An 18008-nucleotide genomic window follows, 5' to 3' on the forward strand; every position below is an offset into this window, starting at 1 on the left:
GAACATCGATGCTTTTTCTCTACTTCACTTTATTTTGTTCCAACATCCTTCTCCATTTCATCACTTGTCACATCTAAGACATCTAATAAGAAAATGAAAATTGGAATACCGATAATCAGTCCCCATACACCTAAGAAGTGCTCTGAGAAAATTAATACCATAAAAGTATAGAAAATCGGTAAATTTGTTTTTTGCGACATAAACTTCGGATTTAATACGTAACTTTCAAGCGCATGAATAACTGTTACGATAACTAAAATATAAACAACGTACATAATACCGCCAATATTGTAAGCAATCATACAAAGTGGGAATAACGAAATGATAACCCCCGCTACTGGAATTAAGCCAAGCAAGAAAATCATTAACGCTAAACCTAATAATTGTGGGAATCCTAATATCCATAATGCGATAACTGAAAGAACACAGTTAACAACAGCAATTAAAAATTGCGCTTCGATTACCTTTCCAAATGAACGTGCAAATTTCTTTCCGAAGTACTCAATTTCAGTATAGAAAATTGCAAGCCTGCTTTCTTTAAACTTTACAGTAAAACCAACAATACGAGATTTTTCTAGTAAGAAAAACAAACTCAAAATTAAAGAAAGTAAAACTTGAAGGCCAAATTTACCAACATTCGTAATCGATTTATACAAAATGTCTACGCCTTGTCCTACATATTTAGAAAGCTCCATATGATTGACAGCATTAACTGCATACTTAATTAGTTCACTATCTGGTGGGTTTCTTAAAAATACATTGAATTGGTAAATCAATTGTGAAATTTGTATCGTTAATACTGGTAAATATTTAAATAGCGTAATAGCAATTCCACCAATTAACATTACATATAGAAATGCTATAATAATTTTTCGATTAATAGGCATGAAATGATCTAATTTGCGGGAAATAAACTTTTGGAATCGATCCATTAAATACGTGAGAATAAACGTAATTAATATTAAATTCAACATACTTTGCAGCCCGTATAACACGAGAGCAAGTATTACTAATACGAGTAACCTCTGAAATCCTTTGCTTTGAAACAGGTTTTTTATTTGCATAATCGACGAATACTCTCTCCTGTCCTATAAACTAAAACGTTAATAAGTAGATTTCTCTCTTTTCTACTTTTAAATTATTCATTCATATTAAGATTTTTATAAACTCATTATATGCCTATCTTAACAGGTATATAGTAGATTACTTCTTATTTTACAATACAATGACCTAATTCAAAACGTATTCTACATAGTATTAATGAAGATTTAAGGAAACTTACATTTTTTTAAATAGGTCTTACCACTACTGTAACATAAAAAGCAAGCTATCAGTAGAAATCTGTCCTACAAATAGCTTGCTTTTCTTATTTTTTAAGTAAGTTTTACTATCCAATGAATGGCATAAACATTGGGATGACAACTACTGTTACAACCCCAACTACCGTTACAGCAATACTTGCCATCGCTGCCTCTACCTCACCCATTTCAATTCCTACTGCAACTCCTAATGCATGGCCCGCTGTTCCAAGTGCTAAACCTTTTGCAATCGGATGCTTAACTCTAAATGTTTTTAAGAATAATGCCCCTAATGCGTATACGATAACTGCGTTGAAAATAACTGCAAACGATGTAATTGCTGGAATACCACCAATACTTTCTGAGATTGGTAACGCAATTGCTGTTGTTGCTGCTTGTGGTAGCATTGAATTCATTACTGCTGTATCTAAACCGATTGCTTTTGCAACAATAAACACGACAATTACTGAGCAAATAGATCCCACCACGATAGCCGATAAAATTTGCCACCAATATTTTTTCAACTTATCCACTTGCTTGTATAGTGGGATAGCGAATGCAATTGTTGCTGGTTCTAAGAAGAAACTAATCATTTTTCCGCCAGTATTATATTCTTCAAAAGTAAAGTTACCTACCTTTAGAAAGACAATCCCTAATACCATCGCTACAAATAATGGTGTAAATAAGAAGAATCCTTTTGAATGCTTGAATAATAACGTTCCGATCCCGTATGCGATTAATGAAACGACGATTCCGAAATATGGAGTCATTGTGCTTGCCATATTCATTACCTCCTAACAATATATAAATGCAATGGTTACGCAACCTTTCCGTGCTTGCGTCCTTTATTTACTACTTTCAATTCTTTTGTATCTTCTGTTTCTTTTTCATCTTTTCCTAAAATAAATTGTGCAAATAATCCTGTTACAGCTAGTAAAATAACTGTTGCTACAACAATTACAGTTAAAATTTGTACAAAATATTGTCCCATTACACCAAGAGAATTAATAACTGAAATACCTGATGGGACGAAAAGGAATCCGATAATACCTGTTAAAGCTGTTCCAAGTGATTCAACTTGCTCCAATTTAATAACTTTTAAACATAATAGACTAAATAAAATAACTAACCCGATTACCGATGAAGGCATCGGAATTGGTAAATGTGTTGCAATAATATTAGAAATTAACATAATAGCTGAGAATATGAATGCTTGTGATAAGAAACTGTATACTTTTTTCGTGCTCATTTTGGCCACCTCTTTCGATTTGGTACCTTTATTGTATAAGATGTAAGTAACGAGGTAAGCGTTTACATAACAGAACGTCAAATATACAGAATCAGTTACAAATATAAAAGGATGAAATACAAAAGCTGCTTCTTAAATACGAAGCAGCTTCTTGAGTTCTTTGGCATATGTACGGCTAACAGGTACTTTCGATCCTTCTTTCATGATTAAATTATAAGTAGAATTGAACCATGGCTGAATTTCAGTAATATGATTAATATTTGCAATAAAGCTACGATGGACGCGCATGAAGTTTGCTTGTGGTAACTTCTTCTCTAAAATTACAAGTGTATCATGTGTTACATATGTTTCCCTCATTGTTTTTACTGTTACTTTCCCATCTACAAGCCCTACATATATAATATCTTCAATATTCACAAGTACGATTGATTCTTCAATTGGTAATGCTAATTTATGCATCTCTGCTGTTACATCTGTCCCCTTTATTTCGTGCTTCGTTTCTATTTGCGCTTGTTTTTGTTTTTTATACTTCTTTAATGTTTGCACAATACGCTCTTCATCAAATGGTTTTAAAATGTAGTCTAACGCATCTACTTCAAATGCTTGCAACGCATATTGATCATAGGCAGTAGCAAATACAATTGCAGGTGGATTTTTCATCTTCTTTAATATATTCGCGATTTCAAATCCGTTATCATCAGATAATTGAATATCTAAAAATACAATATCTGGTCTACATTGCATTAGTTCTTCTAATGCGTCTTCCACACAATCAGCCTCACCAACTATCTCAACTTCTTTCGTTCTCTCTAATAAATACTTTAGTTCATCACGTGCTAACATTTCATCGTCAACTACTAATACTTTTAACACCTGGCTCTTCCTCCCCTACTTTTTTTGGAATAATAAAGGTAATCTCCGTCCCTTTATTTAATTCACTTTCGATATGAAGCATCGTTTCTTTCCCAAATAACCCAATAAGACGTTCATTAATATTATATAAAGCTGTTCCAGTCCCTTTCTTTGACGAAACTACCATCTTTCCTAATTGTTCTAAACGTTCTTCCTCAATTCCCTGTCCATTATCTTTTACTTCAAAGTGAACCATACCCTCTTTTTCAAAAACATGCACTTCCACTTCACACACTGGTTGCTTCTTCGGAAAAGCATGTCGCAATGCATTTTCAACCAATAGTTGAAGAACAAATGGTGGTACTAAAGTTGTCTTTAGCTCATCCTCAATATACATCTTTACCTCATACTTATTTGGGAACCTTGCTTGTTCTAGTGATAAGTATGCCTGTACATGGTTTAATTCTTGTTCCAGTGGAATCAATAACTGACGTGCTCCTTGCAAATTACAACGGAAATACACGCTAAGCTGTAATAATAACTTCCTTGCTTTTTCTACATCTGTTCGGCATAAAGCTGATACTGTATTAATCGCATTAAATAAAAAGTGCGGGTTAATTTGCGCTTGTAATGCTTTTATCTCCGCATCTTGAAGTAATTTACTTTGCAACTCAGCTTCTCCTAACTCTAACTGCGTGGAGAATATTTTTGCTAACCCTTCTGCTAATTCTTCTTCAACGCGACTTAACTGGTTAGAATTTTTGAAATACAGTTTTAATGTCCCTATCGTATTTCCATGTGAAGTTAGTGGAATAACAATAGCGGCTTGTAAGGGACAGCCTTCATGTTGGCAATTAATAACCTCACGTGATTTCGCCTTCATTATTTGCCCTGTATGTAAAACTTCTTTTGATAAACCAGTTATTAAACTATGTGAAGGAATATGGTGATCTGATGCTAATCCAACGTGCGCTAATATTTTCTCTGTATCTGTTAAAGATACCGCATCTGTTCCTGTAAAGCGGTGAATAATTTGTGCCACATGCTTACACGATTCTTCTGTTAAGCCTTGACGAAAATACGGTAACGTTTTATCAGCAATACGCAATACTTTATGAGTCTGAAGTGCTTTTGCATTCTCCTCCTGACGCAAAATAGCTTGTATCATAGAAAGTAAAATAAAACTTCCAAAACTATTTACAAGAATCATCGGTATCGCTATTGTTTTCACAACGCTAATTCCATCCTCTATAATTAATAAAATCATAAGCATTTCTAAAGATACGATAAAAACACTTAAAACTGCTGAAAACTTAGGAGTAATTGTACGATTATATTTTTTGAAAATATATCCGATATAACCAGTTATAATCCCCGCTAAAATAGAAGAGATTGCGCAGCTTAGCGCTGTCGTACCACCAAGCATATAACGATGAATACCAGCAATAAACCCTACTCCAACCCCTACGATAGGGCCACCAAGTAAGCCACTAATACCAACACCCATAATACGCGTATTCGCAATTGTACTTGACGAAGAAACACCTTGTAACCAATTTTCATTCATAATCGTATTTCCTGCTATTTCAATCCCAGTGTAATTGCTTACAATTGTAAATACCGAAAAAATACAAATAAGCTTAAGCTTATCTACATAGCCATCCTGTTTATGAAGGAGGCGCCTGAAAGTTTTGATATGAGAGAGTAAAAATCCTAAAATAACTATAAGTCCGACTCGTTCAATCATCATGAGTACTAAATTTAGCATCTTTGATTCATTCCTTTTTATTTAGTTAGTTTTATTATGGGAAAATAATGAAGCCGACGTCAAGAAGAACGAAATGTTTTTTGAAATATTTCACACATAATAACTTCCTCTTTATTTGACAATCCAATAGAAGAGTGCTAAAAATAAAGTAATATAATACAGTCCTTTAACCCAACCCTGTGAGGTTGAGAAGGAAGCCGGAATACAATATACGTATGTTCTTTTTTGGGGATACGTATGCTTTTTTGGCCTTCTCATCATATCAGGTGAGAAGGCCTTTTGTTATTCTTCCATAGCGACTGTAGAAAATAAGGAGGAGTAATAATGAACGTCACTACTGATGTACAACAAACAACAGAGGAGACGAAAGCGAAAAGGTATAAAACATTATTTGGTTCTGCGCTAGGATATGCAGCAGAAGGTTTAGATATGTTGCTATTATCTTTCGTACTTGTCTATATTTTAAAAGAGTTTCACTTAAGTCCTGTTGAAGGTGGAAACTTAACATTAGCTACCACAATAGGGATGTTAATTGGTTCTTATTTATTTGGATTTATTGCTGATTTATTTGGCCGTATTCGTACAATGGCCTTCACAATCTTACTGTTTTCACTAGCAACCGCACTCATTTATTTCGCAACAGACTACTGGCAATTATTAATTCTTCGCTTTTTAGTTGGAATGGGAGTTGGTGGTGAATTCGGAATCGGAATGGCCATTGTAACAGAAACATGGTCTAAAGAAATGCGCGCTAAAGCGACATCTGTTGTTGCACTTGGATGGCAATTTGGTGTACTGATTGCTTCACTCCTTCCAGCATTTATTGTCCCACACTTTGGATGGAGAGCCGTTTTCTTATTTGGATTAATTCCAGCTTTACTAGCTGTCTATGTCCGTAAAAGTTTAAGTGAACCGAAAATATGGGAGCAAAAACAACGCTACAAAAAGGAACTATTGCAAAAAGAAGCTACAGGTAAATTAACAACTACTGAAGCAGAACAACTAAAACATATAAAAAAATTCCCACTTCGAAAATTATTTGCCAATAAAAAAGTAACAATCACAACAATCGGTCTTATTATTATGTCGTTTATCCAGAACTTCGGATATTACGGCATCTTCACATGGATGCCAACTATTTTAGCAAATAAATATAACTATACATTAGCAAAAGCGAGTGGCTGGATGTTCATTTCTACCATCGGTATGCTAATTGGAATTGCAATCTTTGGTATTCTGGCTGATAAAATTGGTCGTCGTAAAACTTTTGCAATTTATTATATTGGTGGTACAGTATACTGTCTCATTTACTTCTTCTTATTCACAGATTCAACATTATTATTATGGGGAAGTGCATTGCTTGGATTCTTTGCAAATGGAATGATGGGAGGGTTTGGGGCAATTTTAGCTGAAAACTACCCTGCTGAAGCTCGCTCTACCGCAGAAAACTTTATTTTCGGTACAGGACGTGGGTTAGCTGGATTTGGGCCTGTTATTATCGGCTTACTCGCTACAGGCGGCAACCTGCTTGGAGCATTGTCCTTGATTTTTATCATCTACCCAATCGGGTTAATTACAATGCTAATATGTGTACCAGAAACAAAGGGAAAAGTATTAGATTAAACGTAAAAGAGGAAGCATCTTAAATAAGATGCTTCCTCTTTTACGTTTTTATTTATTTTGATTTACTAGCCTTCTGAAATAAGAATGCAGTTTTATCTTCTTCTTTTACAATACCTTGTTTTAATGCTAATTCTCCCGCAACTTTAGGCGCTAACCATAGCATTGGGAATAATAAAATTGATACCGGAACTGCCGTCACTACGATAAACGATTGTAGCGCATTAATACTTCCTTCACCCATATATAAAAGAATTGCTGCAACTGCTCCCATAATAAGCGACCAAAAAATTCGCAAACTAATTCTAGGATCTCCGTCTCCAGTCACTGCCATTGAAATGGAATACGCCATTGAATCTCCTGTTGTCACTACAAATAAAATTGTTAATAAAAGAAATGCTGGTCCAATAATATTAGAAAGTGGCAATTGCCCTGTAATTGCAATCATAGCTGCCGGCATACCAGATTCACTTAATGCGTCCGAGATAGAACCAGGATTCATTAACTCATAAAACACACCTGATCCACCTAATATAGTAAACCAAAACGTTGTAATAATAGGTGCGATAATTCCAATTGCAACGATGATTTCTCGAATCGTTCTCCCTCTTGAAATTCGACTCACTAAAATTGCCATCATTGGTCCGTATCCAATAAACCATCCCCAGAAAAAGATTGTCCAAGATCCTAACCAACTTGTATCACCACGGTATGTGCTCATCGGTATAAACTCACTTACATAAAATCCAAACGAAGAAACAAACGAATCAATAATAAATCCACCTGGCCCAAATAGTAATATGAATGCCATTAACAAAATTGCTAATCTAACATTTAAATTACTTATAATTTGAATCCCTTTATCAATACCTGTTACTGCCGATATGGTAGACACGGCCACTACACAAACAATAATTGCCAATTGAGTAGTAAACACATCAGAAATTCCAAATAATTCTTGTAACCCATAACTTGCTTGTAAACCTAAAAATCCAATGGGGCCAATTGTACCTGCAGCTACTGCAATAATTGCAGCTGCATCAATTATCGTTCCAAGCAGGCTCTTTCTTAATTTTTCCCCAAAAATAGGATATAAAAGCGTTCGAGGTTTTAGCGGCATACCTTTATGATAATGTCCATACATCATAACTACCGCACTAATTGTACCTAAAATCGTCCATGCTAAAAATCCCCAATGCATATAACTTTGTGCTAAAGCAGGCATGACTGCTTCTTTCGTTCCAGCAGATATACCATCATGTATTGGTGGCACCGTCATCAAATGGTACATTGGCTCTGCTGCTGCCCAAAAAACGCCACCTCCGGCAAGTAATGTAGACATAATAATAGCAAGCCATTTTGCCGTACTAATCTCAGGTTTTTCTAATCCCCCAAGTTTAACTCTCCCATATTTGGAGAACGCCATACACATCGCAACAATAAATGTACCTAATAATAAAACTTGCCAGAAGGCACCAAAATATTTAATTGAAAAAGCGAAACTGTTATTAATCGCACTCTCTACATAATCCTTGTTCAAAAAAACTGCAATTACAAATAATAAAAGTGAACCACCGCTAATAATAAATACAGGCCAATCAGTTTTTCGACTCTTCATCCTCATTTACAATTCCTCCTTCCTCAGCAATCTAAAAAAACAACTTTATTATGTTTTATTGTTTAAACCCAAAACACAATAATTATATATGCATAACATTTTATCGACTTCCCACATACTTATGTTGTCCCTAAAAATATGCCAAATCCCTTATTAAAAAGAAAAAATCTCTTTCTCTTACATAAAAAAGCAAAACAAAAGACCTTATATTTCTATAAGGTCTTCGAAACAGAAATTTGATTATAACATAAGGAACTCCTTGGTTCAAAAATCCTCTTCCAAAAATAACCGAGAGTAAAGGCTTCCATTTGCTACATAACAGTAATTAAAAAAATTATATTTTGCAGAAAAAACTGCACTAAATATTATTTATGAAAGAAATTTGGCTTCAAAATTTCATTCGGATACGGTTTGTGATAAATATGAGTGGTAGCTGGAGATAATGGTGGAATAAGCCACACCCAATTACCTGTTACAACACGACCACAAGCAGCTTCTTGCTTCTCAAATTGCTGAAATTGTTGTGCAGCAGTATGATGATCAACAATACTAACTCCTTGTTTTTTAAAAGAGTGTAGTACGGCAATATTCAACTCAATTAGCGCCTTATCCTTCCATAACGTACCGTTTCTCGATGTATCTAAATCCATCATCTCCGCAACAGCCGGAAGTAAATTATAACGATCATGATCCGCTAAGTTGCGCGCCCCAATTTCTGTTCCCATATACCATCCATTGAACGGAGCAGCTGTATAAGAAATACCGCCAATTTCTAAGCACATATCCGAGATCATTGGAACCCCATACCATTTTGCTCCAAGTGATGAAATAGGGTATTCTGGGTGTTCAATTGGCACTTCTTTTACTTCTTTCCTCGGAATTTCTTTATATGTAGGCGCCTTCCCGTTTATAGAAAACACAAGTGGCAATACATCGAAATTCGTACCTTCTCCTTGCCAGCCAAGCTCCTGACAAAAGTCCGTAAATGTAGCGGAATGAGAGTCACCGATCACTCCCATTTCTGTTTTATATCCTGCATATCGAATCAATTGGTGATTATAAATTCGTATATTATTTTCCTCACCTTGATATTGCTTAAAAATCGTAATGGTTGGTTTAACTTTCCCGTCGTTCGTTGCATATTTAATATGATGAATTAATGCATTATATACACCCTCTTCATCATTTACTTCGCGCGCATCTAATATGTGCATCTTACTCCAAAATAGTCTTCCAATACATCTATTACTGTTACGCCATGCCATTCGTGAACCATGAACAAGTTCTTCAAATGTATGCTCATATGTCCCTGTCTTCTCTACCTCAATTTGAATTTCTTTTATACGTTCTTCTATCAATTGTTCTTTATGAAGCTCTTTATAACAAATCGTAATAAAATTACTTGCTTCCTCTATTAATTGTTTCGTTTCACTCATAAACAATCTCCTTCTATTTCAACAAAACCCTGATACTTTACAGTATAAGCAAAAAGGATAGGAGTCACAAATGAAAGCGAGAGTGTTACTTTTATTGTAATATTTTTCAGAAAATTAACGAACTTACTATTGACTTCCATAGAAAATGAGTGTATTTTTGACTCAGGTAAAGTATTTTTACCTAGACCAACTTTTGAATAGAAAGGAGGGAATGTTATGTCTTCATTTCAATTGCCAAAGCTTTCATATGACTATGATGAACTAGAGCCACATATCGATAGCAATACACTTTCCATTCATCATGGAAAGCACCATGCGACATACGTAAACAATTTAAATGCTACTTTAGAAAATTATACTGAATTACATAATAAATCTTTAGAAGAATTGCTATGTAATTTAGATGCTTTACCGAAGGAAATTGTTACAGCTGTACGAAATAACGGTGGTGGTCACTATTGTCATAGTCTTTTTTGGGAAGTGATGAGCCCACGAGGTGGCGGTGAGCCTAATGGAGACGTTGCAAAAGTAATTGATTATTATTTCAATACCTTTGACAACTTAAAAGATCAACTTTCCAAAGCAGCTATTAGTCGTTTTGGAAGTGGCTATGGATGGCTTGTTCTTGACGGTGAGGAACTCTCTGTTATGAGTACACCAAATCAAGATACGCCTTTGCAAGAAGGAAAAATCCCCTTACTCGTAATTGATGTATGGGAACATGCTTATTATTTAAAGTATCAAAATCGGCGCCCCGAGTTTGTTACCAACTGGTGGCATACAGTAAACTGGGACCAAGTAAACGAGAAGTATTTACAAGCAATTCAATCGCAAAAACATTAGTCGTACGTATAAGGTAAATTTGGTAATGTAAAATCAGTATTGTCGAAATCCTCCAGAATCCCCCGGATTGCCACCGGGGGATTTATGATTACTTCATTGTATTTATATAATGTTTTAAAACATTTTTTATTTCTATTTTCAGCTCTCGGAACAAAAATCCAAATTCACGAGCCTTTCCATTATGTAACGTACAGTTAGTTACCTCATTATAAGGAGCTATATTTTCCCCAGCTTCCTGGATAAGTGCTTTTATTCCCGTCTTCTCTTCTATGAAATGAATAATTTCTTCCGTAGAAACTACCCCGTTACTACAGGCGTTAATTGGTCCTTTCACATTTTCCATTCCGCACCAAGCTAGAAACTCTCCTGCCTCTTTTTCATGTATAAATGACAAATTTCCATCTACATGATCCACAACGATAGGGTTTTGGTTCACAACACATTCAACGTAAAATTGTAACCTTTTCGTATAATCATTTTCTCCAATAACAACTGGAAAACGCACTGCAACGACTGGGAATGTTGCATATTGAAATAAAACCGCTTCGGCTAATCGCTTTCCTTCACTATAATTAAAATCATTCCTATCTCCATATGTAATTGCATATTCGTATGGATTAAAGTCCTCTTCTAACAAGCTTAATGCAGGTTCATAGACAGCCATTGAAGATGTCATAATATACTTCTTCGTTTTTCCTTTCAAAACTTCACATACCATTTTCGCTGCATTTGAACTATAGCATAAATTATCGTATACAATATCATAACTTTTTCCTTCTAGACGCTCTTCTAGTAGTTTTCCATCTTCTCTATCGACAATTATTCTTTTTACTGCATTACCAAAAGAATCTTCAGTAACTCCCCTCGTGGCAATTGTTACATCGTGTCCAGCTTGCAAAAGGTACTCTACTAAATGTTTACCAAAAAATCTTGTTCCTCCTAGCACCAACACTTTCTTCAATTTCATCATCCCCATTTTTGCAATTTATAAAATACTACTTCTTTTATTATAAAAGGCTATTATAAAAAAAAGCATGAAATCAGTTTAACGATTCCATGCTTTTATGCAGATAATATATTAACGGACTCTATATTTAAAAATACAATAACAAAAGTACAAAATAGAAATTACTGATACATAAACCCATAGTTCATATACAAATCCCTCTCCCCACACTCCCATAAAATAAAATAGTGAAGGTAAAGTCAATGTTACCCATGATTGTACGAAGGCGATTCGTCCGAGATATTGATTAATATTCTTTTTTTGTGTATTTAGCACAAAGAATAAGTACCAAAGTAATGCCCACATAAACCATGTTAACGCATTAACAACATCATGAAATTGAACAAATGAAACAACCATATAGAATAAGGCTATAATTGCTACCCAAATACAAAACCATCCTAGACCACTACTATCCATTCCCTTTATAAAAGTAACACCTACATATAAATAGGTTAATCCAAATAAGAAAGTAGCCGCATATGAATACACTGTCCAATTGCTTTGGTCAGAAATCATGATCAAATAAAACGGAATAATAATTTGTAGTGCACCCACAAATAAATTAAAAACACCCGCACTTTTCATCTCTGCTTTCCCTAATATAACAAGACTATTTAAAAATAAAGCTGCCCCTGAAAGTAATAATCCTACATAACCCATATATACTCGTGTGAAAATCTTTACCTTTCACACTTTTAACCTCCCCACACTATAAAGTGATACTTATATTATTTTTCTTCCCATTTAAAACTACATACATAATTTTTCATCTGTATAAGTCAGACCTCCTACCTTAAAAAGGAGCGAACTTAAAACGCTTTCAATAATAAATAATCCTATCAAAACATGAACTAGGATTCCTTGATTATAAACGGACTCTAGCGATGATACAAGTGTTGGAATACATTTCAATAATACGCTTTCAATTTCCATAAAAAATGAATAAAATAATACATTCCTCTATCTCATTCTACTACCTTCTAGCATAAGATATTGTAAAATCCTATCATTTTAAGAAAGGTTTGATATTTATGCCTCTTCATTATCCAAATCATTCTGTTTTTCACTCTACAGGTGTATTAACAAGAGAACCTGCAACTATTTCAGCGGTCATAAACATTGTAAATTTAGATGCATATTACGCTCACTATGTAAATATAGAAGTGTGGGATTGGTCTAATTATTCTAATCCTGTAAAGTTACCTGTATTAATTGGTGAAAATGCAGAAGTAGAATTCCCATATGTTTTACAAGGCAATCATCTCGCAGTCTTTTATGCTAATTTAGATGAAACTATTGATTTGTATGAAATACGTATTTCTTATCCCGCTCACTCCAATATTATTGCAAATTGTTTCGGACGAAGTCTCCCACCATATACAAGTCAAGAGGGAAACACAGTATATCACAAACAACTTGTTCGAATTCATTAATTCCTCCTATTATGTAATAGGTGGTGGTCCGTAATACATTCTTTCTTATGAGAAAATTGTATTACGGACCTAAAACGCGATAGTAACCCTTAACAGTTTTTGATTGTTTCAAATCCTCAATTTTGTATAAGGAATAGGCTTGAATCAAAACCTTTAATTTCTTTTAATAAATTTACATATGCTCGCTGAAATTGCTCTTGTGTTGCTGGCTGATCATAAAATAAAACTTTAATCAGTTGGGGTTTTACAGGCAGTTGATCCCTCATCTATATCCTTTCCGATAATTTTCCTTATTTATAACAATACCTTTGTAGCACTTTTCAATCTTTATTCACTTACTACTAGGCTATATTAAATACACTTTCGTTCTAAGACGAGAAATAGAGCGCATACTTAATAATCAATACCTTTACTAATATTGAAAGTATCGATTCCTACACGTGTTGCCAGTCAAATATTCCTATAAAACAGGGAACGTTCTTTTCTAGGTTAGGTAATAAACTTAATAAAAAATGAATATAAAAAATGACCTCTTGCTTTTAAGCAAAGGTCATTTTTTTATTCATCATTAAACTTCTAAATAGCCATTTTTATTATTTGATTGCCATTTCCAAGAATCTGCACACATCTCTTCTAATCCGCGTGTTGCCTCCCAGCCTAATTCACGCTTTGCTTTCGATGCATCAGCAAAACATACTGCCACATCACCTGGGCGACGCTCTGTGATTTTATAAGGAACTTTCTTGCCCGAAACTTTTTCAAATGCTTCAACCATCTCTAGTACACTATAGCCCATGCCTGTGCCCAGGTTATAAGCATCTACTCCTGTTGTACTCATTACTTTCTCAAGCGCCTTTACGTGACCATTTGCTAAGTCCACAACATGGATGTAATCACGGACTCCTGTTCCATCTTTCGTTGGATAGTCATTTCCGAATACACTTAATTCTTTTAACTTACCTACTGCTACTTGCGTTACATATGGCATTAAGTTATTTGGGATTCCATTTGGATCTTCTCCGATACGCCCACTTTCGTGTGCACCAAATGGATTGAAATAGCGAAGTAATGCGATACCCCATTCTGCATCTGCAAATGCTACATCACGCATAATTTGCTCAATCATTAATTTCGTTTGACCATATGGATTTGTTGCACTTAATGGAAACTCCTCCGTAATCGGTGACGTTTCCGGGATACCATATACAGTTGCAGATGAACTAAAGATCATCTTCTTTACATTATGTTTCTGCATTACTTCACATAGCACTAACGTGCTTGTAATGTTGTTATGATAATATGTTAATGGAATCGCTACTGACTCCCCTACAGCTTTAAATCCTGCAAAGTGAATAACTGCTTCAATTACATTTTCTTCAAAAATTGCGTCAAGCGCTTCGCGATTTAAAACATCTTCTTTATAAAACTTAAATTGTTTTCCTGTTATTTCTTTCACTCGATTTATGGATTCTACCGAGCTATTCGAAAGATTATCCACTACTATAACTTCGTAACCGCTATTTAGTAATTCTACACATGTATGACTACCAATATATCCTGCTCCACCTGTTACAAGTATTGCCATAATTATAGTCCTCCATATTTCATTCATTATAAACTTCTCAAAGTATATCACATATTTCTTATCCTATGTTTAACATGCGAACACAGAAACTTACATTTTATCCCATAATAATTTTATAACATATACGATTCTAATCAGGTAATAAAAAAAACGCCACATAATAAAAATTATGTGGCGTCTTTTTATTAAATTACGTAACAATATACACTTAGAAAATGCGCAAGACTACCTAATAATACAAAAACATGAAAAATTTCATGATGTCCCATATATTTAAACTCTAGCCATTTTGGCTTTGTGCCATAAATAAATCCACCAATTGTATAAAAAATGCCCCCAAGTACTAAGAAAACAATACCTCCTGTACTTAAATTCTCAGCTAACGGTGCAAAGAACAAAACAATTAACCAACCCATCGTAATATAAATTGCTGTCGATAACCATCTTGGACAATTAAACCAAAACATTTTAAACACAATACCACAAATCGCAGTTGCATAGACTAAACAAAATAATAGCAAACCACTTGCTGAATTTAATGTAATTAAGCAAAAGGGTGCATATGTACCTGCAATTAATATAAAAATCATAGAATGATCTAGCTTCCTAAAGAAGTAAATAACACGTTCATTGGCCACAACACTATGATACACAGCTGACGCCGCATAAAGGACCATCATTCCAATACCAAACAAAATAACAGCTGTAATTGCAGCAAATGATGGCATCTTAATAGAAACTTTCACAAGCATAGCTAATAAGGCAATAAATGATAAGATCGCTCCACCTAAGTGAGTAAATGCGTTAACTGGTTCCCTTACATAAGTATTCATAATAACACCCCTCATATAATTACATGTAGTTTTGATAACTACATGTAATTATATACACATTTCTTTTTAAGGTCAACATTTACAATTCATTTGTTTCGTAATACCATATTTAAAGATATATTAAACATTAAGTTCCACTAAGTTATAAAAGTGAGGGATTCTACGTGGAAAATATAAATGAATTACTTGAGACATTACATTTAGAAAAAAATATTAAACTTGAGGATATTCCAAATGTTGACTTATATGTAGACCAAGTTGTCCAACTATTTGAGAATACTTATGCAGATACAACGAGAACTGATGATGAAAAAGTATTAACAAAAACGATGATTAATAATTACGCAAAAGGGAAACTATTCATCCCTATCAAAAATAAAAAGTATTCAAAAGAGCATATGATTTTAATTAGCCTGATTTACCAATTAAAGGGAGCTCTCTCCATTAACGACATAAAAAGTTCATTAGAAAATATAAATGACTCCTTATTAAACGATGATTCATTTGAATTAAATGCGTTATATAAAAATTATCTTGCTCTTACTGCAAGCAATGTCGAAAACTTTAAACAAGACGTAAATAAACGTGTTACAGAAGTAAATAAGATTTCTTCCTTAGAAGGTACAAAGCTAGAAAAATTTCTACTATTAACATCCTTCGTGACTATGAGTAATATGTATAGACGTTTAGCAGAGCAACTAGTTGATGATTTGAAAAAATCATAAATAAAAAACTATCCACCTATTAAAGTGGATAGTTTTTTATTTACTTAATTGCCTCATGAACTTTTAATTGTTTCCCTTTAATCGTTGTAGTCTTCATGACTTTCAAGACAAGTGGTCCTTTTCCATTTAATATTTCAACGTAAGAAACGTTATCTTGTATCGTAATAATGCCTATATCTTCTGCTGTAACACCTTTAATTTTAGCAATTGTACCGACGAAATCTACCGCTCTAATTTTCTTTTTCTTCCCGCCATTAAAGTACAGCTTCATAATGCCTTTGTTTATGTCCGCATTTTTATCTTTCTTAATAATTGGTTTAGCATGTATCTTTTCTTCAAATGCAGCTTTCTCTTTCATAACTTCTTCTTTTGAAGGTCCAATTGCCTTTGGAATTTCAAAACCAATATAATCCTCAATCTCTTCTAAAAATCTATTTTCATATGGTGTTATAAATGTAATAGCTTTTCCACTATTTCCAGCTCGTCCCGTTCTTCCAGTACGATGTACATAGCTTTCTTTTTCAAGTGGAATATCATAATTAATAACATGTGTAATATTATCAATATCAATTCCTCTCGCAGCTACGTCTGTTGCTACTAAATAACGGAATTTTCCTTTTCTAAAATCATCCATGACTTCAAAACGATCTTCTTGTACCATACCACCATGTATTTTGTCACAAGGATAATTAGCTCGTTTTAGCTGTCTATATACATGATCTACATTTTCTTGTGTACGGCAGAAAATAATACAACTATCAGGATTCTCAATCATTGTTACATCTTTAAGTAGTGAAAACTTCTCGTCTTCTATCGCCTCAAAAAGAGTATGTTCAATTTTATCCGTTGTAATCCCAGCTGCTTTAATTTCAATATGAGTTGGTGAATTCATATATGTACGAGACAATTTTTCAACATCTTCTGGAAGTGTTGCTGAAAATAACATTGTCATTCTTTTTGTAGGTAATTCATCAATAATTGCCTCTACTTGATCGATAAAGCCCATATTTAGCATCTCATCTGCTTCATCAATAACTAAATACTTCAAACACTCTAAAGAAAGGGTACCCTTCTCAATATGATCCAATACACGACCAGGAGTCCCAACTACAATGTGTGTCTTTTGCTTTAATTCTAATTTTTGACGTGCAAATGGAGATTTCCCATAAACTGCCGCAGCCTTAATCCTTTTGAATCGACCTATATTTGTAATATCTTCTTTTACCTGCACCGCAAGCTCTCTCGTTGGTGTTAAAACTAATGCTTGTGGTTTATTCTCTTCCCACTCCACCATTTCACAAAGTGGAATACCAAATGAAGCTGTTTTTCCACTTCCAGTCTGAGACTTCACAACAAGATCCTTCTTTTGTAATGCGACTGGAATAACCTCACCTTGTACTTCTGTTGGATGATCATATCCTAACCCAGTAAGTGCCCTTACAATTTCCTTACTTAATTTATAATCAGAAAAACTTTTTTTACTCATATATTAACCTCATTTTATTATGTATTATTTTCTTTTTTATCTTTTGTATACGTTACTATTACCCTACTTATTATACTTGAAACCTTACATAAAAAGGTGGTTCATACCAGATTCCTCTTTTTATATAGAAATAAACCTTATCATTTCATATATTGTTCAACTAATTGATAACATCTTTTGCTCGTATTGTTAGCATTGACTCTTTCATGGTATCCTCCATTCCACTCCAAAAAAATAAAAAGAATACATACAA

The 18008-nt window shown here is 34.0% G+C and carries 16 protein-coding genes; 4 read left to right on the forward strand and 12 right to left on the reverse strand.

Annotated elements, in window-relative coordinates; all coding sequences use genetic code 11:
- Positions 1 to 29: 29 nt before the first annotated feature.
- From DOS87_RS29395 to lytS, 5 genes are all read right to left on the reverse strand, one after another.
- Positions 30 to 1064: an AI-2E family transporter gene (locus DOS87_RS29395; RefSeq protein ID WP_001166012.1), complete on the reverse strand. Its 1035-nt coding sequence runs from the start codon at positions 1062 to 1064 to the stop codon at positions 30 to 32.
- A 323-nt stretch (positions 1065 to 1387) separates the two neighbouring features.
- The gene (lrgB, locus tag DOS87_RS29400; protein WP_000168869.1) at positions 1388 to 2080 is read right to left on the reverse strand and encodes an antiholin-like protein LrgB; all 693 of its coding nucleotides are present in this window, start codon (positions 2078 to 2080) and stop codon (positions 1388 to 1390) included.
- Positions 2081 to 2115: 35 nt separating this feature from the next.
- Positions 2116 to 2547, reverse strand: coding sequence for an antiholin-like murein hydrolase modulator LrgA (lrgA, locus tag DOS87_RS29405; protein ID WP_000104901.1), 432 nt, complete (start codon positions 2545 to 2547; stop codon positions 2116 to 2118).
- 132 nt (positions 2548 to 2679) lie between these two features.
- Complete coding sequence (locus DOS87_RS29410) at positions 2680 to 3420, reverse strand: LytR/AlgR family response regulator transcription factor (RefSeq protein ID WP_000921846.1); 741 nt, start codon at positions 3418 to 3420, stop codon at positions 2680 to 2682.
- Positions 3398 to 5167 carry a two-component system sensor histidine kinase LytS gene (gene lytS / locus DOS87_RS29415; RefSeq protein WP_000933588.1) on the reverse strand — a complete coding sequence of 590 codons (1770 nt, stop codon included), beginning with the start codon at positions 5165 to 5167 and terminating at the stop codon, positions 3398 to 3400. Before lytS ends, DOS87_RS29410 begins: the two co-directional genes overlap by 23 nt.
- Before the next feature lie 324 nt (positions 5168 to 5491).
- Here lytS and DOS87_RS29420 point away from each other — a divergent pair, with 324 nt between their 5' ends.
- Positions 5492 to 6790, forward strand: coding sequence for an MFS transporter (locus DOS87_RS29420; RefSeq protein WP_001103414.1), 1299 nt, complete (start codon positions 5492 to 5494; stop codon positions 6788 to 6790).
- Between the two features lie 52 nt (positions 6791 to 6842).
- Here the strand turns inward: DOS87_RS29420 and DOS87_RS29425 are convergent, their stop codons facing one another.
- The gene (locus DOS87_RS29425) at positions 6843 to 8411 is read right to left on the reverse strand and encodes a BCCT family transporter (RefSeq protein WP_001242450.1); all 1569 of its coding nucleotides are present in this window, start codon (positions 8409 to 8411) and stop codon (positions 6843 to 6845) included.
- Positions 8412 to 8770: 359 nt separating this feature from the next.
- Positions 8771 to 9841: a nitric oxide synthase oxygenase gene (locus DOS87_RS29430; protein WP_000005086.1), complete on the reverse strand. Its 1071-nt coding sequence runs from the start codon at positions 9839 to 9841 to the stop codon at positions 8771 to 8773.
- A 216-nt stretch (positions 9842 to 10057) separates the two neighbouring features.
- Between DOS87_RS29430 and sodA the strand changes: the two genes are divergently transcribed.
- On the forward strand, positions 10058 to 10684 hold the full coding sequence (gene sodA / locus DOS87_RS29435; protein WP_000094037.1) for a superoxide dismutase [Mn]: 627 nt from the start codon (positions 10058 to 10060) through the stop codon (positions 10682 to 10684).
- 88 nt (positions 10685 to 10772) lie between these two features.
- Here the strand turns inward: sodA and DOS87_RS29440 are convergent, their stop codons facing one another.
- Both DOS87_RS29440 and DOS87_RS29445 read right to left on the reverse strand, forming a co-directional pair.
- Positions 10773 to 11660, reverse strand: coding sequence for an NAD-dependent epimerase/dehydratase family protein (locus tag DOS87_RS29440; RefSeq protein WP_003310130.1), 888 nt, complete (start codon positions 11658 to 11660; stop codon positions 10773 to 10775).
- 102 nt (positions 11661 to 11762) lie between these two features.
- The gene (locus tag DOS87_RS29445) at positions 11763 to 12353 is read right to left on the reverse strand and encodes an AmiS/UreI family transporter (protein WP_000542567.1); all 591 of its coding nucleotides are present in this window, start codon (positions 12351 to 12353) and stop codon (positions 11763 to 11765) included.
- Positions 12354 to 12724: 371 nt separating this feature from the next.
- Between DOS87_RS29445 and DOS87_RS29450 the strand changes: the two genes are divergently transcribed.
- Positions 12725 to 13126, forward strand: a complete 402-nt coding sequence (locus DOS87_RS29450; protein ID WP_001128270.1) for a hypothetical protein — start codon at positions 12725 to 12727, stop codon at positions 13124 to 13126.
- Positions 13127 to 13694: 568 nt separating this feature from the next.
- Here the strand turns inward: DOS87_RS29450 and galE are convergent.
- Together galE and DOS87_RS29460 are read right to left on the reverse strand one after the other, a co-directional pair.
- Positions 13695 to 14711, reverse strand: a complete 1017-nt coding sequence (gene galE / locus DOS87_RS29455) for a UDP-glucose 4-epimerase GalE (RefSeq protein WP_000996551.1) — start codon at positions 14709 to 14711, stop codon at positions 13695 to 13697.
- A 185-nt stretch (positions 14712 to 14896) separates the two neighbouring features.
- Positions 14897 to 15544 carry a PAQR family membrane homeostasis protein TrhA gene (locus DOS87_RS29460; RefSeq protein ID WP_001099726.1) on the reverse strand — a complete coding sequence of 216 codons (648 nt, stop codon included), beginning with the start codon at positions 15542 to 15544 and terminating at the stop codon, positions 14897 to 14899.
- 164 nt (positions 15545 to 15708) lie between these two features.
- Between DOS87_RS29460 and DOS87_RS29465 the strand changes: the two genes are divergently transcribed.
- Positions 15709 to 16269 carry a DUF1836 domain-containing protein gene (locus DOS87_RS29465; protein ID WP_000427875.1) on the forward strand — a complete coding sequence of 187 codons (561 nt, stop codon included), beginning with the start codon at positions 15709 to 15711 and terminating at the stop codon, positions 16267 to 16269.
- Between the two features lie 40 nt (positions 16270 to 16309).
- Here DOS87_RS29465 and DOS87_RS29470 read toward each other — a convergent pair whose 3' ends face one another.
- On the reverse strand, positions 16310 to 17755 hold the full coding sequence (locus DOS87_RS29470; RefSeq protein WP_000039346.1) for a DEAD/DEAH box helicase: 1446 nt from the start codon (positions 17753 to 17755) through the stop codon (positions 16310 to 16312).
- Positions 17756 to 18008 lie beyond the last annotated feature (253 nt).

Origin of the sequence: Bacillus sp. CR71 (genome assembly GCF_003429245.1) — a bacterium.
In the GTDB taxonomy this organism is placed as follows: Bacteria; Bacillota; Bacilli; order Bacillales; family Bacillaceae_G; genus Bacillus_A; species Bacillus_A thuringiensis_S.

Coding starts and splice junctions, on each gene's coding strand:
- DOS87_RS29395 (WP_001166012.1), bottom strand. CDS start 1,064: ATGCAAATAAAAAACCTGTTTCAAAGCAAAGGATTTCAGAGGTTACTC.
- lrgB (WP_000168869.1), bottom strand. CDS start 2,080: ATGGCAAGCACAATGACTCCATATTTCGGAATCGTCGTTTCATTAATC.
- lrgA (WP_000104901.1), bottom strand. CDS start 2,547: ATGAGCACGAAAAAAGTATACAGTTTCTTATCACAAGCATTCATATTC.
- lytS (WP_000933588.1), bottom strand. CDS start 5,167: ATGCTAAATTTAGTACTCATGATGATTGAACGAGTCGGACTTATAGTT.
- DOS87_RS29420 (WP_001103414.1), top strand. CDS start 5,492: ATGAACGTCACTACTGATGTACAACAAACAACAGAGGAGACGAAAGCG.
- DOS87_RS29425 (WP_001242450.1), bottom strand. CDS start 8,411: ATGAGGATGAAGAGTCGAAAAACTGATTGGCCTGTATTTATTATTAGC.
- DOS87_RS29430 (WP_000005086.1), bottom strand. CDS start 9,841: ATGAGTGAAACGAAACAATTAATAGAGGAAGCAAGTAATTTTATTACG.
- sodA (WP_000094037.1), top strand. CDS start 10,058: ATGTCTTCATTTCAATTGCCAAAGCTTTCATATGACTATGATGAACTA.
- DOS87_RS29440 (WP_003310130.1), bottom strand. CDS start 11,660: ATGGGGATGATGAAATTGAAGAAAGTGTTGGTGCTAGGAGGAACAAGA.
- DOS87_RS29445 (WP_000542567.1), bottom strand. CDS start 12,353: ATGGGTTATGTAGGATTATTACTTTCAGGGGCAGCTTTATTTTTAAAT.
- DOS87_RS29450 (WP_001128270.1), top strand. CDS start 12,725: ATGCCTCTTCATTATCCAAATCATTCTGTTTTTCACTCTACAGGTGTA.
- galE (WP_000996551.1), bottom strand. CDS start 14,711: ATGGCAATACTTGTAACAGGTGGAGCAGGATATATTGGTAGTCATACA.
- DOS87_RS29460 (WP_001099726.1), bottom strand. CDS start 15,544: ATGAATACTTATGTAAGGGAACCAGTTAACGCATTTACTCACTTAGGT.
- DOS87_RS29470 (WP_000039346.1), bottom strand. CDS start 17,755: ATGAGTAAAAAAAGTTTTTCTGATTATAAATTAAGTAAGGAAATTGTA.